General features: G+C 63.4%; 19 protein-coding genes. 17 read left to right on the top strand and 2 right to left on the bottom strand.

What is annotated here, in order from left to right; all coding sequences use genetic code 11:
- Positions 1-102 precede the first annotated feature (102 nt).
- The 9 genes from eccCa to ABIE52_RS12225 all read left to right on the top strand — a co-directional run bounded on the left by eccCa (position 103) and on the right by ABIE52_RS12225 (position 10,784).
- On the top strand, positions 103-4,107 hold the full coding sequence (gene eccCa / locus ABIE52_RS12265; RefSeq protein WP_058226534.1) for a type VII secretion protein EccCa: 4,005 nt from the start codon (positions 103-105) through the stop codon (positions 4,105-4,107).
- The gene (locus ABIE52_RS12260) at positions 4,104-5,606 is read left to right on the top strand and encodes a type VII secretion-associated protein (protein ID WP_058226398.1); all 1,503 of its coding nucleotides are present in this window, start codon (positions 4,104-4,106) and stop codon (positions 5,604-5,606) included. Before eccCa ends, ABIE52_RS12260 begins: the two co-directional genes overlap by 4 nt.
- A 184-nt stretch (positions 5,607-5,790) precedes the next feature.
- Positions 5,791-6,096, top strand: coding sequence for a WXG100 family type VII secretion target (locus ABIE52_RS12255; protein ID WP_003940986.1), 306 nt, complete (start codon positions 5,791-5,793; stop codon positions 6,094-6,096).
- 100 nt (positions 6,097-6,196) lie between these two features.
- Positions 6,197-6,490: a WXG100 family type VII secretion target gene (locus tag ABIE52_RS12250; RefSeq protein WP_003940975.1), complete on the top strand. Its 294-nt coding sequence runs from the start codon at positions 6,197-6,199 to the stop codon at positions 6,488-6,490.
- 290 nt (positions 6,491-6,780) lie between these two features.
- Entirely contained in the window at positions 6,781-7,224 is a 444-nt protein-coding gene (rplM, locus tag ABIE52_RS12245) for a 50S ribosomal protein L13 (RefSeq protein ID WP_003940842.1), read from the top strand.
- Positions 7,221-7,730, top strand: a complete 510-nt coding sequence (gene rpsI / locus ABIE52_RS12240) for a 30S ribosomal protein S9 (protein WP_007728596.1) — start codon at positions 7,221-7,223, stop codon at positions 7,728-7,730. Before rplM ends, rpsI begins: the two co-directional genes overlap by 4 nt.
- A gap of 154 nt (positions 7,731-7,884) precedes the next feature.
- A complete protein-coding gene (gene glmM, locus ABIE52_RS12235; RefSeq protein WP_007728598.1) occupies positions 7,885-9,222 on the top strand; it encodes a phosphoglucosamine mutase in 1,338 nt (445 codons plus the stop codon).
- Between the two features lie 111 nt (positions 9,223-9,333).
- A complete protein-coding gene (locus ABIE52_RS12230) occupies positions 9,334-9,639 on the top strand; it encodes a hypothetical protein (RefSeq protein ID WP_003941002.1) in 306 nt (101 codons plus the stop codon).
- Between the two features lie 41 nt (positions 9,640-9,680).
- The gene (locus ABIE52_RS12225; RefSeq protein WP_354541489.1) at positions 9,681-10,784 is read left to right on the top strand and encodes a hypothetical protein; all 1,104 of its coding nucleotides are present in this window, start codon (positions 9,681-9,683) and stop codon (positions 10,782-10,784) included.
- A gap of 238 nt (positions 10,785-11,022) precedes the next feature.
- Here the strand turns inward: ABIE52_RS12225 and ABIE52_RS12220 are convergent, their stop codons facing one another.
- Complete coding sequence (locus ABIE52_RS12220; RefSeq protein WP_003941000.1) at positions 11,023-11,862, bottom strand: poly(ethylene terephthalate) hydrolase family protein; 840 nt, start codon at positions 11,860-11,862, stop codon at positions 11,023-11,025.
- A 112-nt stretch (positions 11,863-11,974) separates the two neighbouring features.
- Here ABIE52_RS12220 and glmS point away from each other — a divergent pair, with 112 nt between their 5' ends.
- Positions 11,975-13,837 carry a glutamine--fructose-6-phosphate transaminase (isomerizing) gene (gene glmS, locus ABIE52_RS12215; protein WP_003940837.1) on the top strand — a complete coding sequence of 621 codons (1,863 nt, stop codon included), beginning with the start codon at positions 11,975-11,977 and terminating at the stop codon, positions 13,835-13,837.
- Between the two features lie 53 nt (positions 13,838-13,890).
- Here the strand turns inward: glmS and ABIE52_RS12210 are convergent, their stop codons facing one another.
- Entirely contained in the window at positions 13,891-14,262 is a 372-nt protein-coding gene (locus ABIE52_RS12210; RefSeq protein WP_003940908.1) for a plastocyanin/azurin family copper-binding protein, read from the bottom strand.
- A 38-nt stretch (positions 14,263-14,300) separates the two neighbouring features.
- Here ABIE52_RS12210 and ABIE52_RS12205 point away from each other — a divergent pair, with 38 nt between their 5' ends.
- From ABIE52_RS12205 to tsaD, 7 genes are all read left to right on the top strand, one after another.
- Positions 14,301-15,734, top strand: coding sequence for an NAD(P)H-hydrate dehydratase (locus tag ABIE52_RS12205; RefSeq protein WP_050655851.1), 1,434 nt, complete (start codon positions 14,301-14,303; stop codon positions 15,732-15,734).
- Positions 15,735-15,789: 55 nt separating this feature from the next.
- Positions 15,790-16,992, top strand: a complete 1,203-nt coding sequence (gene alr / locus ABIE52_RS12200) for an alanine racemase (protein WP_007728606.1) — start codon at positions 15,790-15,792, stop codon at positions 16,990-16,992.
- A complete protein-coding gene (locus tag ABIE52_RS12195; RefSeq protein ID WP_003940782.1) occupies positions 16,989-18,041 on the top strand; it encodes an alpha/beta fold hydrolase in 1,053 nt (350 codons plus the stop codon). The genes alr and ABIE52_RS12195 overlap by 4 nt, the downstream gene beginning before the upstream one ends.
- Positions 18,031-18,522: a tRNA (adenosine(37)-N6)-threonylcarbamoyltransferase complex ATPase subunit type 1 TsaE gene (tsaE, locus tag ABIE52_RS12190; RefSeq protein ID WP_058226401.1), complete on the top strand. Its 492-nt coding sequence runs from the start codon at positions 18,031-18,033 to the stop codon at positions 18,520-18,522. Before ABIE52_RS12195 ends, tsaE begins: the two co-directional genes overlap by 11 nt.
- Before the next feature lie 107 nt (positions 18,523-18,629).
- Entirely contained in the window at positions 18,630-19,313 is a 684-nt protein-coding gene (gene tsaB / locus ABIE52_RS12185; protein ID WP_058226402.1) for a tRNA (adenosine(37)-N6)-threonylcarbamoyltransferase complex dimerization subunit type 1 TsaB, read from the top strand.
- 10 nt (positions 19,314-19,323) lie between these two features.
- On the top strand, positions 19,324-19,818 hold the full coding sequence (gene rimI, locus ABIE52_RS12180; RefSeq protein WP_192712605.1) for a ribosomal protein S18-alanine N-acetyltransferase: 495 nt from the start codon (positions 19,324-19,326) through the stop codon (positions 19,816-19,818).
- The gene (gene tsaD / locus ABIE52_RS12175; RefSeq protein ID WP_007728610.1) at positions 19,815-20,852 is read left to right on the top strand and encodes a tRNA (adenosine(37)-N6)-threonylcarbamoyltransferase complex transferase subunit TsaD; all 1,038 of its coding nucleotides are present in this window, start codon (positions 19,815-19,817) and stop codon (positions 20,850-20,852) included. The genes rimI and tsaD overlap by 4 nt, the downstream gene beginning before the upstream one ends.
- Positions 20,853-20,856: the final 4 nt, after the last annotated feature.

Below are 20,856 nucleotides of genomic sequence, written 5' to 3'. Positions count from 1 at the left end.
GATCTACTCTCTTGCAATTGCGCGAGTACGCCTTGGGGGGCCGGCGGTAGTCGGACGAGGCGCCTGGCGGCAACAGCTGCAGCACCGATGGGGGTGGGTGAATTGAGCACTGTCAGATTTGCGCGTCGAGCACGCCGTGAATCGCCGCGCACACCGGGCGGCGAGGTGACGCTTCAGGCCCCACCGGAGATACCTCGCGTCACGCCGGGAAACCTACTGACCAAACTACTTCCGGTGATCATGGTGGTTGCCATGATCGGCATGGTGGCGCTGATGTTCTCTTCCGGCATGGCGCGCAATCCGATGTCCCTGCTGTTTCCGGTCATGATGATGGTGTCGATGCTCGGAATGCTCGCCGGGGGCGGTCGTAGCGGTGGAGCAAGAGCGTCCGAGGCGAACGAGGACCGCAAGGACTACCTCCGGTACCTGGATCAGATGCGTAGTGATGTTGCTGCGACGACTGGTGCGCAGCGTGCTGCTCTCGAGTGGAGCAATCCCGAGCCGTCGCTGCTCTGGACACTGGCCGGGACTGTGCGGATGTGGGAGCGTCAGATCACCGACTCGGACTACTGCCACGTTCGGGTAGGTCTGGGTACACAGCGATTGGCCACCAGACTCGTGTCTCCGGAGACCGGGCCGGTCGAGGATCTCGAACCCGTCGCTGCTGTCTCACTTCGGCGATTCGTCCGTGCACATTCGGTTGTGCAGGACCTGCCGACCGCCGTCTCGCTTCGCGGATTTGCTGCGATGTCCATCGAGGGGCAGAGAGATTCCGCTCGTGCGCTTGTCCGCTCGATGTTGATGCAACTGTGCACATTCCACGGTCCGGACACGCTCCAAGTTGCGGTGGTGTGCGGTCCCGATACCGAATCCGAGTGGGAGTGGGTCAAGTGGCTCCCACACGCGCAACACCCGCAGTCTCAGGACGCCACCGGCACTGCACGCATGGTGTTCGGTTCGTATCTCGAATTCGAAAGTTCCCTCGGGGAACCGCTTTCGATGCGTGCTCGATTCGCTCGCAACACTCCAGCCAGTGCGGGCGTTCCGCATCTCGTGCTGGTCGTGGACGGTGGCTTGTTCGAAGGTGACACCGGCCTGTTGTCCGAATCCGGGCTCGACTCGGTGACCGTCCTCGACCTGTGCGGGTTCTGCCCGCGGCTGGTGGCGACGCGTGGTTTGCGACTTGTCGTCAGTAGCGATCAGATCGGCGCGGTGAGCAGCGCAGGAGTTGAGAACTTTGCGAGGCCTGACGCTGCGACGACGAGCCTGGCGCAGGCGTTCGGCCGTCGCATCGCACCGTTCCGTGCGGCATCGCAGAATGCCGTCGACGCAGCTGACGACGACCGATCCCTTCGGACGTGGAGCCAGATGTTGGGGATAGGAAACATTGCGAGGTTCAATCCTGAGCATGGCTGGCTTCCACGTCAGGGACGCGACCGACTCCGCGTGCCGATCGGTGTCGGACAAGACGGAAACCCCGTCGAACTGGATCTGAAGGAGTCGGCCGAGAACGGTATGGGTCCGCACGGGCTGTGTATCGGAGCCACCGGTTCTGGCAAGTCGGAGTTCCTGCGAACCTTGGTGCTCGGCCTGATCGCGACCCACTCTCCCGACGCACTGAACCTCGTCCTGATCGACTTCAAAGGTGGTGCAACCTTTCTCGGCCTCGAGGAGGCACCGCATGTTGCTGCGATCATCACCAACCTTGCCGAGGAATTGGCGATGGTCGATCGTATGAAGGACGCGCTCGCCGGCGAAATGAATCGTCGACAAGAACTGTTGCGTGCGGCAGGAAACTTCGCAAACGTGTCCGATTACGAGAGGGCGAGGCTGGCCGGCGCTGCACTCGATCCGTTACCGGCACTCTTCGTGGTCGTCGACGAGTTTTCTGAACTGCTCAGTCAACAGCCGGAATTTGCCGAATTGTTCGTGGCCATCGGGCGATTGGGCAGGTCACTTCACATTCACCTGCTGCTGGCCAGTCAGCGACTCGACGAAGGAAAGCTTCGGGGTCTCGACAGCCATCTTTCGTATCGCGTCGGGTTGAAAACGTTCTCGGCGAACGAGTCTCGTTCCGTCCTCGGCGTTCCCGATGCTTATCACCTTCCGGGTACACCCGGTGCGGGATACCTGAAGTCCGATTCTGCTGAGATCGTTCGCTTCCAAGGTGCGTACGTGTCAGGCCCGTACGAGGGCGAGCGGATCGTGCCCACTCGATTCTCGGTCGATTCCCCCGTCGAACTGGCGCCGCTGCCGTTTACCGCGAAGCCCGTGATCGGACCAGAGGCCGTTGTCGTTCCCGTCGAGCCCGACGTCGTCGACATGGGTGAAATCGGTGACGATGCACGTACTCTCATGGGAGTCCTCGTAGACCGCATGCGCGGTCACGGTCCACGTGCGCATGAAGTGTGGCTCCCGCCGCTCGAGTCATCTCCGACGCTTGACCAGTTGTTGCCGCGGTGGGCGACCGGTGATCAACCTCGCGGAAATCTGAGCGCACCCTTGGGCATAGTCGACAGGCCGTTCGATCAGCGCCGCGATCTACTCGTCGCCGATCTCAACGGATCGACTGGCAACCTCGCGATTGTCGGCGGCCCGCAGTCGGGAAAGTCGACGGCGTTGCGCACGTTGATCTTGTCTCTGAGCATGACGCACACGCCGGAACAGATTCAGTTCTACTGCCTCGACTTCGGCGGTGGAACGCTCCTCGGATTGAAAGATCTGCCGCACGTCGGATCGGTGGCAAACCGCTTGGATTCCGACCGCGTCCGGCGCACAGTTGCCGAGGTACTCGGTGTGGTCGCCAAACGGGAGCGACTGTTTCGTGACCTCGGCATCGAATCGATGGCCGATTTCCGTAGATTGCGAACAGCTGATCCCGCCGGGGAAGGTGAGGCTGCGGGACTCCGAGAGGACCCGTACGGTGACGTCTTCCTCGTCGTCGACGGTTGGCCAAGCGTTCGTTCGGATTTCGAATCACTCGAGCCCCAGATCAACATGCTCGCCGGTCAAGGTTTGTCCTTCGGTGTACACGTGATCGTCACGACGTCGAGGTGGGCCGAGATCCGGCCGGCACTCAAGGATCAACTGGGTACTCGCATCGAACTTCGTTTGGGTGATCCGGGAGATTCGGATGCGGGTCGCCGGAAAGCCGGCCTGGTGCCGGAAGGTCGACCGGGTCGTGGCATCACTCGCGACGGACTCCACCTTCTCACCGGACTACCTCGAATCGACGGCCTACCGGGTAGTGAGAACTCGAGTACGGCTGTGGTGGCGACGGTCGAACGTATTGCAGCCATGTCGAATTCGCGTCCGGCACCCACCGTGCGGATGCTCCCGGATTTCTACTCGCGGGCGGAACTTCTCGAAGCTGTCGGGACCCGGTGGCCCTCAACGAGCGCGGCCGACGGTCGGTGCCTCACGGTGCCGATCGGGCTCGGTGAGACCGACCTCGCCCCGGTGTACATGGACTTCCGGGAACACCCGCACCTGTTGATATTCGGCGACACCGCGTGTGGGAAGACATCTCTCTTGCGTGGAATAGCCGAAGGGATCATCGCGTCGAACACACCGGCCCAGGCCAAGCTGATCATCGGTGACTATCGGCATTCCCTGCTGGGCGTGGTCGAAGGGAATCACCTCGGCGGGTACTCGGCGTCGTCGACGACCTTCGGTGAATTGATGGTCGACTTGGCTCGGATCGTCGCTGCCAGAATGCCGAACGCCGAAACAACGCAGCAGCAATTGCGGGAACGGTCGTGGTGGAGTGGGCCGGAGATTTACGTACTGATCGACGACTACGACCTTGTGGCCACACCGAGTGGAAATCCGGTGGCGCCGTTGCTCGAATACATTCCGCACTCCAAGGACATCGGTTTGCACCTGGTTATTGCCCGCCGTTCCGGTGGTGCGGCCAGAGCACTGTACGAGCCGGTCATTGCGAGAATTCGTGACATGGCGCCGGCCGGATTGATCATGAGCGGAAGCCGTGACGAGGGAAATCTCGTCGGCACTGTCCGCGCGTCGGCGATGCCGGAAGGCCGTGGGGTCTACGTTTCCCGCTCGCAAACCCAACTTGTCCAAGTTCCGTGGATACCACCGCTGTGACCGCTCCGTCCGCAGTGTCGGTCTCGTTACATTGGGGTGCATCGAATATCTGGGTCGTGTCGGGTCAACGCGAATTCTGTTGCAGTGCAGACCTCAGACGCGAACCGGCGTCGGGCCCCGGTGCGGCCGGTGAGAATGCGATCGATTACATCGACGACGATTATGTCGACGTGGATGGTCGGGTTGTCCCGACAGTCTTGGAGGTGGCCAGGCTGATCTCCAGTGCGATGGACGGGTGCGGAATCGTCGACGCAGACATTCTTCATCTCAGTCATCCCTCGGATTGGGGTGCCCCACGCAGGCGGCGATTGCTCGATGCAGCACGTCGAGTGGCGTACGACGTCGTACTCGTTCCGACGTCGATCGCGGCGGCGAGGTCGGCTCATACGGCTTGGCGATCGCGGTGTGTCGTCCTCGAACTGCGAGGCGGAACGGTGGTCGCTTCTGTTGTCGCTGAGGTCGACGGTGAACTCCGAATCGACGGAACACAAAGTTCGGAGATCGCAGACGTTGCGGGGTTGTTTTCCGCAATCGGGGATCTATCGGTTCGGGACGCTGTGGTGTTGGTCGGGCCGAGCTCTCATGCTGTTGCGGCTTCGCTCGAACGGGGGGCGACGAATGTTCACGGCCACGCGAGCATCCGAATTCTGGACGAGAGCCGGGTGGCTGCGTCTCTGGTGGATCCTCAGACGCTCGTTCGCCAGACAACCGCGCGGGACAGTTCGGGACGAATCGTCGACAATTCGGCTTTTGGCGCCGGGTGGGTAGGCGATACGGATGGCGCGAAGTCGATTCCTGGCGCGGACTCGAATGCCTCTTCGCCGCGTCGCGTCGGCGGGCGGCGAAGAGGCCGTCGATGGTTCGCGGCGGCGCTTGCGGTGGTCGCCGTCGCCGGTGCGGTCGCAGGAACGGTCGTGGTGTCCACTCGCGATCGAAACGATTCTCGGTTGGCGGGGTCGGTCGCAGCCACGGCGGAAGACGAAGTCGAGATCGTGGAGGCGTCGAAAGGTCAGGAAACGCCTGCGCCGAAGACTTCGATCTCGTCGATCGAGTCCGGTGCCACGCCGGAACTTACTCGTGTGGACGTGGGAAGCGTTGCGGCAGAAGTGCCTTCCGATTGGAAGCTTCTGTCGCGAGGGACCTCGAGCGGGCGTACCGATTTGGTACCCGGTTCGGGCGCGGATCGCAAGATCGTGGTCATCGAGAAACGTCTTGCGGAAGGTGTGGGATTCGATTCCGTCGAAGCCGTTTTGCGTCAGCAGTTTTCGACGTTCGAGGACCCATTGCGGTTCGCAGAGTTTTCTGTGCTCGACGATGCCGCAGGAAAACGGGCAGTGGTGTACGTCGAGTTTCCGGACGATTTCTCCGAGGTGCGTTGGCACGTGTACGTCGACAACGGACGGCAAGTGAGTATCGGCTGCCAGTATCTGGTCGGTGAGTGGGGCAGTCTCGAAGCGGACTGCCTGCGGATGTGGCAGTCGGTCGAATTCACACCGTGACCGGATCGGTCGGTTCTGAAAATATTCTTCGGTCGGGCCGGAACCGTTGGTACGAAGGTCGCGTCAAAGTATGTGTAGCGCACATCAGGGAGTTCCGCTCGACCCCGGTGCACATCCGACGGACAAAGCCCGTTGTGTGTGATCGCCGATACCGAACGGTACTCACCGAATCCAGGGGGACGACATGGGCTTTACCGCAACTACCGCTGAATTGATCGATTCGGCGGGGACCATCGACGGACATCTCGGTGACATCAGGGGGCTGGTCAACGCTGTTCGGTCGGAGGCCGACGCTTCGCACAATTCGTGGAACGGTGCGGCGCAGGTCGAATACGCAGGAATCATGGAGCGATACAACAGCGCGGCCCTGAAGTTGGACACAGCTCTGACCGACATCTGCGAGCAGATCAAACAGGCCGCGGGAACCTTCGACTCGACCGAAGACGACAACGTCAGCTCGCTTCGCGGCGCGACGGTGAACATGTCCTGACCGCCAGCTCTTCATCGTCCGATCAAGCAATCCTCAGCCAGTAGTTCTCACAAGTTAGTTCTCACAAGTTCTCTCCAGCCACACCGAACCGGGAGCAGTTATGTCCGACAGGATCAAGTACGACTTCGGCGGCCTCGCAATGCTGTCCGATCAGATGAAACAGCAGGCCAAAGCGATCAACGACAAGCAGGGTGACATCAAGGTCGTCGTGGACAAGCTGCAAGCAGGCTGGGAAGGGGCAGGTTCCGAAGCGTGGAACGACGCACAGCGTCGCTGGGCCCAGGCTTCCGAAGAACTGAACATGGTTCTCGCGCAGATCGCCGGAGCGACGGCGAGCGGCTCGGAGAAGATGCAGGAAGCTGATCGGATCGCCGCAAACGGGTTCGGTCGCTGACAACATCCCATGCCGTGATGACACCCCGCCTGCCCCGGTACCGTCAGGTTGCCGGGGCAGGCGCATGTCGATCGCTCGCATCGCTGTGCTGGACGATGATGCTGTTGGCAGGAATGGCTGCGCTTTGACCTGGCAGCGGGTAGACCGGTATCGTCTATCGGTGGCGTGCCGTAGGGCTCCGGCAGAAATGCGTGGAGACCGGCGGTTCTCGGGTCTCAACTGGCCGCCGAGGATCGTTTACGCGATACGCACATGGTCAGCAGTGGAATGAATTAAGACGAGGAAGATCTGTGTCTACGTACACCCCGAAGGCCGGAGATGTGACCCACACGTGGCACGTCATCGACGCCACTGACGTGGTGCTCGGCCGTCTTGCCGTTCAGGCAGCGAACTTGCTGCGTGGCAAGCACAAGCCCACCTACGCGCCGCACATCGACGGTGGTGACTTCGTTGTCATCATCAACGCAGAGAAGGTTGCCATCAGCGGCAACAAGCTGCAGGGCAAGAACGTTTACCACCACTCCGGATTCCCGGGTGGCCTGAAGTCCCGCACTGTCGGTGAGGTCCTCGACAGGACTCCCGATCGTCTCGTCGAGAAGGCCATTGTCGGCATGCTCCCCAAGACGAAGCTCGGCCGCGCAATGAGCAGCAAGCTCAAGGTTTACGCGGGCCCGAATCACCCCCACACCGCGCAGCAGCCGGTGCCATTCGAGATCAAGCAGGTCGCACAGTGACATCGCCGGAAGAGCAGAACGTGTCCGAAGAGAACATCGAAGCAGTGGAAGAGCTTGTCTCTGACGCAGTCGAGGTCGTCGAAGAGGTTGCTGCAGCTACGCTCGCACCGATCGTCCTCGATCGCCCGGTCCAGACCGTCGGTCGCCGCAAGGAGGCTGTCGTTCGCGTCCGGATGGCTCCCGGTACCGGTCAGTTCAAGCTCAACGGTCGTACGTTGGAGGACTACTTCCCCAACAAGGTTCACCAGCAGCTGATCAAGGCTCCGCTGGTGCTCGTCGAGCGTCCCGAGTCTTTCGACATCATTGCACTGCTGCACGGTGGCGGCCCGTCCGGTCAGGCAGGCGCACTGCGTCTGGCTATCGCGCGCGCACTCATCGAGGTAACCCCTGATGATCGTCCGGCCCTCAAGCGTGCAGGCTTCCTGACGCGTGACGCCCGCGCGGTCGAGCGTAAGAAGTACGGCCTGAAGAAGGCCCGTAAGGCATCGCAGTACTCCAAGCGCTGATGCTTTGCCGAGGTTGACCCGACGGGTCTGCTTCGGCACCTGTTCACCACAAGAGCGGGCGTCCATCGTTACCGGACGCTCGCTCTTGTGTTTCTCGGAGAAATTCCCTTCTCGAGTTACCTTCTCGAGGTTCACAGGATTCAGGAGTCGTTCTATGGGTCGGTTGTTCGGTACTGACGGTGTTCGTGGACTTGCCAATTCGGATCTGACTGCAGATCTTGCATTGAGATTGGCAGTTGCCGCGGCGAGCGTACTGACAGCCGACACCGCGGACGAACGTCCGACCGCCGTGATCGGCCGCGATCCTCGCGCCAGCGGTGAGATGCTTCAAGCCGCGGTGACCGCAGGATTGAGTTCCGCGGGTGTCGACGTGCTCGACGTGGGTGTTCTTCCGACTCCGGCAGTTGCATACTTGACGGCAAAGCTCGACGCCAGTCTCGGTGTCATGATCTCTGCATCGCATAATCCCATGCCGGACAACGGAATCAAGATTTTCGCAGCCGGTGGACACAAGCTGGATGATGCTGTCGAGGTGGCGATCGAGGATGCACTCGACGGCACTGCGCCGCCCGTCCTACCGACAGGTGCCGGGATCGGCCGCGTCCGTACGGTCGACGACGCCGCTCAGCTGTACCTTGCGCATCTGGCGAGCGCGGCGAGCGAGCCACTCGCCGGACTCACCGTTGTGGTCGACTGCGCCAACGGCGCTGCTTCCGCGCTCGCACCGGTTGCCTACGCGGCAGCGGGCGCTCGCGTCATCGCGATCAGCGCCGATCCCGACGGCCTCAACATCAACGACGGCTGCGGATCGACGCACCTGGAGAATCTTCAGAAAGCCGTAGTCGATCACGGGGCGGACCTAGGCCTCGCGCACGACGGCGACGCCGACCGCTGCCTGGCCGTCGACGAGACCGGAGCGGTGGTCGACGGTGACGCGATCATGGCAGTTCTGGCGATCGCGATGAACGACGCCGGTGAGTTGGTCGAGAACACTCTCGTCGCGACTGTCATGAGCAATCTCGGTTTGCACATCGCGATGCGCGAGGCCGGTATCAACATCGTGACTGCTGCCGTAGGCGACCGCTACGTCTTGGAGGAACTGCGCGCGGGCGGATACAGCCTCGGTGGCGAGCAGTCAGGCCATGTCGTGTTGCCGGCGTTCGGCACCACGGGCGATGGGATTCTCACCGGCCTCCGGCTGCTCGGACGCATGGCTCGCACGGGTAAGTCGGCATCCGCGCTGGCCGCAACGATGACAACCCTCCCGCAAGTTCTGATCAACGTGAAGGTTGGGGACAAGGCGACAGTCGCAGCATCGCCGTCGGTACTCGCAGCAGTCGCGGACGCAGAGCGCGTCCTCGGTGACGGTGGTCGCGTGCTCCTGCGCCCGTCCGGGACAGAGCAACTGGTCCGCGTCATGGTCGAGGCCACCGAACTTCCGCTCGCGCAGAAGCTGGCCGACGAGTTGGCCGAGATCGTCGGTTCGGTTTAGCCCCTCATTACGGCATTCGCGTTTTGAGGGAACGTAATTGCGCCCTGCTGCGTCCAAGGAGTCAAAGGCCGCTCGACGTTCGAGTGGTTCCGTTGAAACTTGGGAGCGCTCGTGGATGTCGACCGCGCTGGAACAGATGAATTGGCACGCCATGCGGTGTCGGTGGCCCAGGCTCTGCGCGATTCTGCCGAGCCGATCAGGCGTTTGCGATTCAGCGGTGCCGTTTCGGGCCGTGATTACGCCGAGCATGGAGCCGCGTTGGCGTCGGCATTGGCGGTCCTGAATTCTCGCTTGACTGGCCGTGCGGATCTTCTCGATGCGTTGGCGCGTCGGCTTTCCTCTTCGGCTGAGGTGATCGCTGAGGTGGACGGTCAGGGTGCGCAGCGATTGCGAGACTCCAGCGGGTCGGTCTCATGAGACCGACGAGCGGTACCGCACAGGCAGTACCAAACAGCTCCTTGTGCGTCGAAGATATTCTTGCACTGCGTGATTCACGCGTGCGTCCTGACGAAATCCTGGATGCTGGTGCGAGGGGACTGCAGTTCTTCGATCGATTTCACAACCTGGCCTCTCGGTTGGGCTTCGAAGAACGGATGCTTACGTCCTACGAGGATGCGTATCGCGCAGAGGCTGGTATCGATTTCGAGGCACTAATGCGAGATGCGTCGGACATGGCCGCAGCGGTGGACGGTTCGGTCGCCGAGATCGCGATGCTGACGCACCTGGCGGAGAATCTTCCTGCAGTGTGGAATGTTTCCGGCGTGGGTGCGGTCGTAGATCAGGCCTTCGCGGCGCGGCGTGAAGCTCGGTCCGATGCGGATTCGGCGCCACTGTTGATCACGCTGGCTGACGAGTTCGCGCGGACGGTTCGAACGGCTTTGGCAGACAAGGCTTTCAAGGTGGCAAGCCTCGACCGGGCGACGATCGGCGGTCTGGGTGCGGGGGAGATCGACCAGCTGACTCACGTCGCTTCCACCGGTCGTGGTGCGGCGCCATGGCTGGACACGGTTTTTCGTTCGGCGTATCTCGATACTCGCGATGAATTCGACAGGGCGTGTGCGGAGTGCGCGAGCGCGGTTGGTCATGCTTTTGACGCCGCGACCCAGTGGGTGACAGACGCGTTCACGTCAACCTTTCCGATCGCCGAGCCGAGTGCATCCGGTGTCGCCGCCGCTCCTGTCTCTTTCTCGATCGGCGGCAACACTTGGGGCTTCTCGATTGCGTCCGACGGTCGTGGGGTGAGTCTGGATGTTGCAGGTGCTGACGGGAACTCTGTGTCGGCCACCCTGGAGTTGAGCGAAAATGGTTGGCCGAGAATAGTGCTCGATGCCGATCCGGAGATGTCGCTGCACGAGGCGCGCCCGCAAGAAGCGTCCCAGCCTGCGACACTCCAGCCCGAAACTCCCGACCCTGAGATTCGCGAGCACGAGGTGCCGGTTGAATCCAACGCCGAGTTCTCGCCCGCGCCGGACCCGGAGCCGCCTTCCACAGTCTCCGACGAGTCGATCGTGGTCCCCGGCGGAGAGACGGGCGCTGAGTTGGCCGGAGCTGGTCCGCTGTGAAGTCCGTTCACGCGCCGTTCGAAGCGATCCGTCGAACCCTCGATTCTCAACTCGACGACTTCCGTGAGCGCAGAGTGGCCGCAGCGAGCGCGGAATCGCACCAGGAGCCGCCGTCCGAAACGACATCCGCCGAGAATGACACGGATGGGACCGTGAGAGCCGGCCCGTATCTGCGATCCGCGTCAGAGCCGACGACGCCGCCGTGCTCGCCGCCGGAGTCGGTGGCGAGTACGGACTCCTACTTACGCAACAGCTGGCTGGCCCGCGCGTCGGAGTGAGGTTCGACCGGCAGCAACGGCGCCGTGTGCGGAATCTCGACGTCGGGATCAGCAAAATCCTTGTACTTCTTGTCGCCGGTCAGATGGAACAACAGGAAGCCCGTGAGCAGGCACCGTGTGGCGGCCTGTGTCTTGCGCTCGGATCCACCGAGGCCCAGGGCGCCGAGGAGTCGGCGGCCTTCGATCAGTCCGGCGTCTTGGGCGTCATTCACGGTACGTGCGATGACGGGACCGCCCCACTCCACGCTCAGCGGCCGGGCATTGCTGGTCAAGGAATCGACGTCGTCTTCGCCGGCGAGAATCAATCCGGGCGCTGTGATCTTCGACGCGTAGTTCTCCGCCTTGGGTGCTGTCGGGGCCGGGAACAGTGCGGCTACCGCACCGACATCCCCGCGCTGCGCTGCGGCCAGTACCGCAGCGCCCGCGCCCATGCCGTGACCGGCAAAGGCGACCCGATCGGGTTGGACGCTGATCTGTCCGGGGCCGAGTCGCACGCCGACGCAGATGTCGAGCGTCGCTCGAAGATCTGCAGCCAATCCGAGATGTGACGGGACCGGACCGCGTTCGCTGTCGGGCGCCGCTGCGACAATTCCCCAGGAAGCGAGGTGCTGGAGTGTCTGCTCGTACTTGTGGGACCCGACCATCCACCCGTGCGCGAAGGCAACGGCGGGGAGATTGAAACCGGTTTCCGGCGTGTACACGACACCCGGCTGTCCGGCCAGGGCGAGGTTGCCGCGGAGAACTCGGTGCGGGCCGCGCTTGGACAGCTCACGGGTCAGTGTTTTCAGTTTCGGTGCCACGGTTGAAGACGTTATCCGATGAGCCGCCTCGTGTATGCGGAGCGGACGCTGCAACCAGGTGCGGGAACCGCAAAATGCGCCCACCGCCGATGTCCAAGTACCCTGAGTCACCATGTGCGGAATCGTGGGATACGTCGGCCACCGCCCAGCTCTGGGCGTTGTGGTGGAGGCTTTGCGACGAATGGAGTATCGCGGGTACGACTCGTCGGGAATCGCGATTCTCGACGGAACCGGTGGGGTCGAGATCGAGCGTAAGGCCGGTAAGTTGGCCAACCTCGAGGCGGAGCTCGGCGAGTACGGTGCGGATCACTTCGTCGGTACGTCCGGTATGGGCCATACCCGTTGGGCGACGCATGGGCGTCCGACGGACCGCAATGCGCACCCGCATCGTGATGCCTCGGGCAAGCTGGCTGTCGTTCACAACGGAATCATCGAGAATTTTGCCCCGCTGCGTGCGGAGCTCGAGGCTGCAGGCGTCGAACTGCAGAGCGACACGGATTCCGAGGTCGCGGTTCACCTCGTCGCCCGGGCGTACGCCCAGGGGCCGACGGCAGGTGATTTCATCGAGAGTGCGCTGTCGGTGGTTCGTCGGTTGGAAGGTGCGTTCACGCTCGTCTTCACGCACGCTGATCATGCGGACACGATTGTCGCCGCGCGCCGCTCGACACCGCTCGTAGTCGGTGTCGGTGAGGGCGAGATGTTCCTCGGCTCCGACGTCGCTGCATTCATCGAGCACACACGCGATGCGGTTGAACTCGGACAGGATCAGGCAGTGGTGATCACTGCCGACAGCTACCGGATCTCCGACTTCGCGGGTAACGAGGCAGAAGGACGCCCGTTCCGCATCGACTGGGATCTCGCGGCCGCCGAAAAGGGTGGTCACGATTACTTCATGCTCAAGGAGATCGAAGAGCAGCCCACCGCTGTCGCCGACACGCTCCTCGGCCACTTCGAGAACGGGAAGATCGTCCTCGACGAGCAGCGGTTGTCCGATCAGGAACTGCGCGACGTCGACAAGGTGTTCGTTGTCGCTTGCGGTAGCGCTTACCACTCCGGTCTGTTGGCGAAGTACGCGATCGAGCATTGGACGCGTCTACCTGTCGAGGTCGAACTCGCCAGCGAATTCCGTTACCGCGACCCGGTTCTCGATCGCTCGACGCTTGTTGTCGCAATCTCGCAGTCGGGGGAAACGGCCGATACGCTCGAGGCTGTCAAGCACGCCAAGGACCAGAAGGCACGCGTCCTGGCGATCTGCAACACCAACGGTGCACAGATCCCGCGTGAAGCCGACGCAGTCCTCTACACCCGGGCAGGACCGGAAATCGCGGTCGCGTCCACCAAGGCGTTCCTGGCGCAGGTGACCGCGAACTACCTCGTCGGTTTGGCTTTGGCGCAGGCTCGCGGAACCAAGTATCCGGACGAGGTCGCCCGCGAGTACGCCGACCTCGAAGCGATGCCCGCATTGGTCAGCAAGGTACTCGAGACGGCAGAACCGGTGCGCGCGTTGGCGCGCCAGTTCGCGCACGCGTCGACCGTGCTGTTCCTGGGGCGTCACGTCGGCTACCCGGTGGCGCTCGAGGGTGCGCTCAAGCTCAAGGAGCTCGCGTACATGCACGCCGAGGGCTTTGCCGCCGGTGAGCTCAAGCACGGCCCGATCGCCTTGATCGAGGAGGACCTTCCGGTCATCATCGTCATGCCGTCGCCGCAGGGCCGCGCTGTCCTGCACTCGAAGTTGGTGTCCAACATTCAGGAGATCAAGGCGCGCGGGGCGACGACTATCGTCATCGCTGAGGAAGGCGACACCGTCGCCGCGGCGCACGCGGATCACCTGATCGAGATTCCGGCGTCACCGACTCTGCTGCAGCCGTTGCTGTCCACGGTTCCGTTGCAGATCTTTGCGGCCGAGGTTGCCGCGGCGCGTGGCTACGACGTCGACAAGCCGCGTAACCTGGCGAAATCGGTTACGGTCGAGTAGCTTTCGCTAGAAAATCGGGCCCCGCAGTCGCAAGACTGTGGGGCCCGAGCGCGTTACGGCGTCTCGACGACGACGGTTCCGCGCATCTCGGGATGCGGTGTGCAGGTGTAGTCGTAGGTTCCGGGTTCGGTGAACGTGTAGGTGTAGGTTCCCGATTTCTTGAGCGGACTGCGGAGTTTGCCCTTGGCGTCCCCGAGGCCGTTGACGTCGTGGGCCATTCCGTTGTCGTCGAACACCCACGTGACCGTCTCGCCGACATTCACGGTGATGGACGCGGGGGAGTACGCCATCCCGGAGATGGTCACCACGGGTCCGCTGGCCGTCGTTTCCGGAGCCGGTGGTGTGGAGTCGGTGCCGGAACTGCACCCGACCAGACCGAGAGCGAGCACGAGACCCGCGATTGCCGGGCGAAGACGTGATTTCATGGTTTCGAGGGTAGCGACGGCAACTGAAGGGTTCCGACATGCGTGGGTACTACACAGCCGATCAGGTGCGAGCAGCTGAGGCGCCGCTGCTCGACAAGCTGCCCGACGGGGTGCTGATGCGTCGAGCGGCGTACGGTCTTGCGCGAGTAGTCGCGGACGAATTGCGTTCCCGTACAGGGTCGGTCGCGCATCGGTCGGTGACGCTGCTGGTCGGTACGGGCGACAACGGCGGTGATGCCCTGTGGGCCGGTGCGTTGCTCCGCAAACGAGGTGTGAGCGTGCGGGCCGTGTTGCTCGATCCGGCGCGCGCTCATCGGGCGGGCCTCGATGCTCTCTTGAAGGCCGGCGGCCGAGTCGCCGCCGAAGTCGGGTCGCCGGATCTGGTGATCGACGGCATCGTCGGGATTTCCGGGCACGGCGGTCTACGGCCTGACGCGGCCGATCTCGTCGGCCAGGTGGATGCACCGATCGTGGCGGTCGATCTTCCGAGCGGCGTCGACGCGAACACCGGCGCAGTGGACGGCCCGTCGGTGACCGCTGATGTGACGGTCACATTCGGTGCGCTCAAGCCGGTACACGTACTCGCGGCTCCGCTGTGTGGTCGTGTCGAACTCGTGGACATCGGATTGAGCGTCGGCGAACCCGAATTCGGTTCGCTCGATCCGGCGGAGGTCGGTGCGCTGTGGCCGGTGCCCGGTCCGGAGGACGACAAGTATTCGCAGGGTGTGGTGGGCATCGTTGCGGGAAGTGAGCAGTATCCCGGCGCGGGCGTGCTCTGTACCGGTGCCGCGGTGACCGCGACCGCCGGCCTGGTCCGCTACGCCGGGCACGGCGCCACCGAGGTGCTCGCCCGGTTCCCGGAGGTGATTGCGAGTGAGACCTTCCAAGCCGCCGGGCGAGTTCAGGCGTGGGTGGTCGGCCCCGGTATGGGTACCGACGACGACGCCGCGCGACTTCTGGCGTCGGTGCTGGCTACTGATGTACCCGTTGTTGTCGATGCGGACGGACTTACCCTCCTCGCTCAGCGTCCCGAACTTGTCGCAGCCCGGACCGCGCCGACACTGTTGACGCCCCACGCCGGCGAGTTCGCTCGATTCACAACTCTTGGCGACGACAGGATCGCGGCCACGCGTGCTCTTGCCGCACGCCTCGGAGTCACGGTCCTGCTGAAGGGCCATACGACGGTGATCTCGGATCCCGGCGGTGAGGTGCTGGTCAACGACGCCGGCGGCTCCTGGGCATCGACGGCAGGTTCGGGTGACATCCTCTCCGGTGTGATCGGTGCGTTGCTGGCGGCGGGTCTGAGCCCTCTCGAAGCCGGGGCCGTCGGGGCGCGGGCTCACGCGTTGGCTGCGAACATCGCCGCTGCCGGCGGTCAGAGCGATGTCGCCGGAGCACCGATTTCGGCTTCACCCCTGCTGGGAGGTCTGCGGGAATCAGTGCGTGTGCTTCGCTCTTTTGCCCTCGATTGAGGGTGTTCAAACCCGAACACGTGTCCGATTCTGCGTGGGTGGCAGGATTGTCGCCATGACGCTTGCCCAGGGAAGAGCACCGAAGGAGCCTGCGGAGGGGAAGGCGAGCCGACTCGACGACGCAGTAGGGCCGCAGACGGAGGCAGTCGTCGATCTGGACGCGATCGCGCACAACGTGCGTGTTCTGCGTGAATTTGCCGGGGATGCAGCGTTGATGGCGGTCATCAAGGCGGACGGATACAACCACGGCGCAGTTGCGGTGGCGCGGACGGCGCTCTCGGCGGGAGCCCGGGAACTCGGCGTCACCACCATCGCGGAGGCACTGGTCCTTCGCGAGGCAGGCATCACCGCTCCCGTTCTTGCCTGGCTGCACGGCGTCGACGCCGATTTCGCCTCGGCGATCCGATCGGACGTCGAGATCGGCGTGTCCTCCCCGCGACACCTGGCCGCTGTCGTCGACGCGGCACGGGTTCTGGGACAAAAGGCGATGGTGACGCTCAAGGTGGACACCGGTCTCAATCGCAACGGCGTATCGAGAACCGAGTGGCCGCAGATGCTCGACGACCTCGCCACTGCGCGGGACGAGGGCACGATCAGGCTGCGCGGAGTGTTCTCTCACCTCGCGCACTCGGACGAACCGCATCACGACGTCATCGACATGCAGAAGCAGCGTTTGATCGACGCGGTTGCCGACGTCCGCGCTCGCGGATTCGACCCCGAAGTCGTTCATCTTTCCAACTCCGCTGCTACAGTCACCCGTCCTGACCTGCGGTTTGACATGGTTCGGCCCGGAATCGCGATATATGGATTGTCTCCGGTGCCCGAACTCGGAGATTTCGGTTTACGACCGGCGATGACGCTGCGAGCGAAGGTGATTCTGGTGAAGAAGGTAGCCGCCGGAGAGGGCGTCTCCTACGGGCATCAGTGGGTCGCACCGCACGACACCACTCTTGCGCTGCTTCCCGTCGGCTACGCCGACGGTTTGTCTCGCTCACTGAGTGGCAAGTTCGAAGTGCAGTTGGGCGGTAAGCGTCGCCAGGCTGTCGGGCGAATCTGCATGGACCAGGTATTGGTGGACCTGGGTCCGGACGGTGACGGAGTTCGCGAAGGCGACACCGCGATCTTCTTCGGCAACGGCGATCACGGCGAACCCAACGCGCAGGCCTGGGCCGACGTACTCGACACCATTCACTACGAGGTCGTGACCGGGATACGTGGACGCACTGTGCGTACGTACATCGGGGGAGAGACGTCATGAAGACTGCAGGAAAGATGAGCATTCTCGGTGGCCTGCTCAGCGCCGTGGCGCTCGGCTCGATGGCCGGCGTGAACGCATTCAAGACCGCGACGCGTCCGGGCCGGGAAATCTACGCGGACGAGGATTTCGACCTCATGACGCGCGACCGCAAGAGCACGGTGCGCACCGAGGACGGTGTCGAGCTGGCAGTTCGCGAAGTGGGACCGGACGACGCTCCGCTGACGGTCGTTTTCGTGCACGGATACTGCCTGAGTGCGCTGTCCTGGCATTTCCAGCGCCGCCAGCTCGAAGAGCGATGGGGCAACAAGGTTCGCATGGTGTTCTACGACCAGCGCGGACACGGAGACTCGGGCATGCCGCGTTCGAAGAGTTGTACGGTTTCTCAGCTCGGCCGCGACCTCGCGACCGTCGTCGAGGCCAAGGTACCCAAGGGGCCGATAGTTCTCGTCGGTCACTCGATGGGCGGCATGACGGTACTCGCGCTCGCCGGTCAGCGACCCGAATGGTTCGAGGGCCGAGTCATCGGCGTGGGGCTGGTCGCGACGACGGCGGCAGGCCTGGCCGAGACCGGCCTGACCCGCAATCTGCAGAATCCGATCATCGACGGATTCCGGTTGGCAGTGCGCACCTCACCAGGAGTGGTTCAGCATGCCCGGGGCGCTGCGCGAGTATTGATCACGCCGATCCTGCGTGCGGCCTCGTACGGCACCGATGTCAGCCCACGGCTGCATGAACTCTCGGACGGCATGCTCGACCGCACCTCGGTTGTGACCATCGTCAATTTCCTGCGGACGTTGGAACTGCACGACGAGTCCGCTTCTCTCGAGGTCCTCGCGCACACACCGGCAGTCGTGATCTGCGGCGATCAAGACATGATGATTCCGTTCATCAGCTCCAAGCGTCTCGCCGCCGATCTCCCCGAATCCGAACTCGTGCGAGTTCACGGGGCCGGCCATCTGGTGCAGCTCGAGTTCCCGGCGATCGTGACGGACGCAATCGACAAGTTGGTGCAGCGAGCGCAGGTAGAAGAGCGGTCCGATGTCGGCTGAGAACTCCACGGGACTTCCCGTATCCGGACAGATCACGTTGGAAACGGCCGAGGATACCGAGGCTTTCGGCCGACGCTTGGCGGCGGGACTTGTTGCCGGCGACCTGGTGGTGCTGGACGGTCCACTCGGGGCAGGCAAGACCGCGTTGACGCGCGGAATCGGCGCCGGGCTCGGGGTGCAGGGCCGGGTGACGTCCCCGACGTTCGTCATCGCTCGTGAGCATCGTCCGGGCACCCGCCCCGGCGGCGGAGTTCCCGTCGGCATGATCCACGTCGACGCATACCGGCTGGGAGACAGCGGACCGCATGCGCTCGACGAACTCGATGCCCTCGACCTCGACACCGACCTCACCGATGCAGTGGTGGTGGTCGAATGGGGTGGTGACGTCGTGGAAAGGCTCGTCGAACGGCACCTGCGAGTGCAGCTTCATCGGGAACCCGAATCGGATGTGCGGACTGCGAGTTGGTCCTGGACGACGTGAAACGGAGTTTGGTGTCACAGACGTCGTGAAACGGAGTTTGGTGTCACAGACGTCGTGACCCTCCCGGGCCGGAAGTAGTTCTTCACGTGCGGGTACCCTGAGAAATCGTGCTTGTTCTCGCAATTGACACCTCCACTCCGGCAGTCACTGCCGGAGTCGTCTCCCTGTCGGCTTCGTCGCCGGACCCAGTGGCACCGGACGCAGAGTCACCGGACACAGTGGAGACGCTTGCTGTGCGTGTCACGGTCAATCCTCGTGCGCACGCCGAGGTCTTGACCCCTCACGTCCTCGAATGCCTCGCCGAGGCAGGGCTCACACCGGCCGACTTGAACGCCGTCGTCGTGGGTGTCGGGCCAGGGCCGTACACCGGACTGCGTGTCGGCATGGCGACGGGCGCTGCCTTCGGTGACGCACTCGGTGTTCCCGTGTACGGCGTGTGCAGCCTCGATGCGATCGCGGCTGCGGTACCGACCACACCGAGCCTGCTCGTCGTGACTGACGCGAGGCGTCGCGAGATCTACTGGGCGCGCTATGACGGCGGAGTGCGCGTCGAAGGACCGGCTGTGAATTCCGCCGGCGACGTCGATCCTTCGCCTTCGACGCTGATTGCCGGATCCGCTTCGCACGTGGACTTCTTCGATCTACCCGTCGACCCGGCGGAGACACCTTCACCGGCCGGGTTGGTGACAGTCGCTGCTCGCGAGATCCTGGCCGGTTCGGTTCCGGCCCCGCTGGAGCCGCTGTACCTCCGACGCCCGGACGCGAAGACCCTTGCAGAACGTGGCAAGTGAGACAGAGCAGATGAAGTACAGCATCGAGCCGATGAACGTCGATGACGCCGAACGGTGCGCGGAGTTGGAGCGCGCGTTGTTCGCGGGCGACGGACCCTGGAGCGCACAAGCGTTCGTCTCGGAACTTGCAGGCGCACATAATCATTACTTCGTTGCCCGGGAGCCTGACGGTCACGTCCTCGGCTACGCCGGAGTCGCATTGTTGGGGGCGTCGCCGAACATGGAGGCCGAGGTTCACACCATCGGTACAGATCCCTCGGCTCAGCGGCTCGGAATCGGCGGCGCGTTGCTCGATGCGCTTCTGGCTCTGGCGGATTCACGGCAGTGCACGGTGTTCCTGGAAGTGCGCACCGACAACGAACCTGCCATCGCGCTGTACCGGCGGGAAGGATTCGAGATCGTCGGAACACGAAAGAAGTACTACCAGCCCAGTGGGGCAGATGCGTACACGATGAGACGGCCTGCCGTGCTCGGTGTCCGCGAAATTGAGGAGCAGCAAGCATGATCGTCATGGGTGTCGAAAGTTCTTGCGACGAAACAGGTGTCGGTATCGTCCGCTGGAACGGTGACGGAACCTGCGAATTGTTGGCCGACGAGGTGGCATCGAGCGTGGATCAGCACGCCAGGTACGGGGGAGTGGTTCCCGAAGTGGCCTCGCGGGCTCACCTCGAGGCGATCGTGCCGACGATGCGCCGTGCCCTTGCTGCCGCCGGTATCGAGAAGCCCGACGCGCTGGCCGTCACCATCGGACCCGGCCTGGCCGGCGCGCTGCTGGTCGGTGTAGCCGCAGCGAAAGCCTATGCGGCAGCATGGAACATCCCGTTCTATGCGGTCAATCATCTCGGCGGTCACGTCTCGGTGGACACTCTCGAGCACGGTCCGTTGCCCTCGTGCGTCGCATTGTTGGTCTCCGGCGGTCACACACACCTGCTTCACGTCGAAGATCTGGGAAAGCCCATTGTCGAACTGGGCACGACTGTCGACGACGCCGCCGGTGAGGCCTTCGACAAGGTGGCCAGACTGCTCGGACTCGGCTTTCCCGGTGGACCGGCACTCGATGCTGCTGCGCAAGAGGGAGATCGGAACGCAATCGCCTTCCCTCGCGGCATGACGGGGCCGCGCGATTCGCGGCACGACTTCTCGTTCTCGGGACTCAAGACGTCCGTCGCGCGCTATGTCGAATCGAAAGAGCGCGCAGGCGAGACCTTTTCGATCCCGGACATCGCTGCCTCGTTCCAGGAAGCGGTTGCAGACGTCCTGACGATGAAGGCAGTGCGTGCAGCCAAGGACGTCGGGGTCGACACGTTGGTTCTCGGCGGCGGCGCCACGGCCAATTCGCGTATCCGCTCACTCGCCGAGCAGCGCTGCGCCGAAGCGGGCATCACGTTGCGCATTCCGAAACCTCGACTGTGCACGGACAACGGCGTGATGATCGCATCGTTGGCCGCTCACCTGATCGGAAACGGCGCAGGCCCTTCGGAATTGAGTGTTGCGACGGACCCGGGTCTGTCGGTCTCCGTCAGCCAGTTGATGCACTGAAAAT

This window comes from Rhodococcus sp. OAS809 (genome assembly GCF_040546695.1).
Lineage (GTDB): Bacteria > Actinomycetota > Actinomycetes > Mycobacteriales > Mycobacteriaceae > Rhodococcus_F > Rhodococcus_F qingshengii.
Note: the sequence above shows the minus strand (reverse complement) of the source record. Positions and strands in the feature narration are given on the sequence as shown.

Bases quoted from the DNA above. Each gene is read 5' to 3' on its own strand.
- alr (WP_007728606.1), top strand. From the start codon at position 15,790: ATGACGCTTGCCCAGGGAAGAGCACCGAAGGAGCCTGCGGAGGGGAAG.
- ABIE52_RS12205 (WP_050655851.1), top strand. From the start codon at position 14,301: ATGCGTGGGTACTACACAGCCGATCAGGTGCGAGCAGCTGAGGCGCCG.
- rimI (WP_192712605.1), top strand. From the start codon at position 19,324: ATGAAGTACAGCATCGAGCCGATGAACGTCGATGACGCCGAACGGTGC.
- glmM (WP_007728598.1), top strand. From the start codon at position 7,885: ATGGGTCGGTTGTTCGGTACTGACGGTGTTCGTGGACTTGCCAATTCG.
- tsaE (WP_058226401.1), top strand. From the start codon at position 18,031: ATGTCGGCTGAGAACTCCACGGGACTTCCCGTATCCGGACAGATCACG.
- ABIE52_RS12210 (WP_003940908.1), bottom strand. From the start codon at position 14,262: ATGAAATCACGTCTTCGCCCGGCAATCGCGGGTCTCGTGCTCGCTCTC.
- ABIE52_RS12250 (WP_003940975.1), top strand. From the start codon at position 6,197: ATGTCCGACAGGATCAAGTACGACTTCGGCGGCCTCGCAATGCTGTCC.
- glmS (WP_003940837.1), top strand. From the start codon at position 11,975: ATGTGCGGAATCGTGGGATACGTCGGCCACCGCCCAGCTCTGGGCGTT.
- ABIE52_RS12195 (WP_003940782.1), top strand. From the start codon at position 16,989: ATGAAGACTGCAGGAAAGATGAGCATTCTCGGTGGCCTGCTCAGCGCC.
- ABIE52_RS12255 (WP_003940986.1), top strand. From the start codon at position 5,791: ATGGGCTTTACCGCAACTACCGCTGAATTGATCGATTCGGCGGGGACC.
- tsaD (WP_007728610.1), top strand. From the start codon at position 19,815: ATGATCGTCATGGGTGTCGAAAGTTCTTGCGACGAAACAGGTGTCGGT.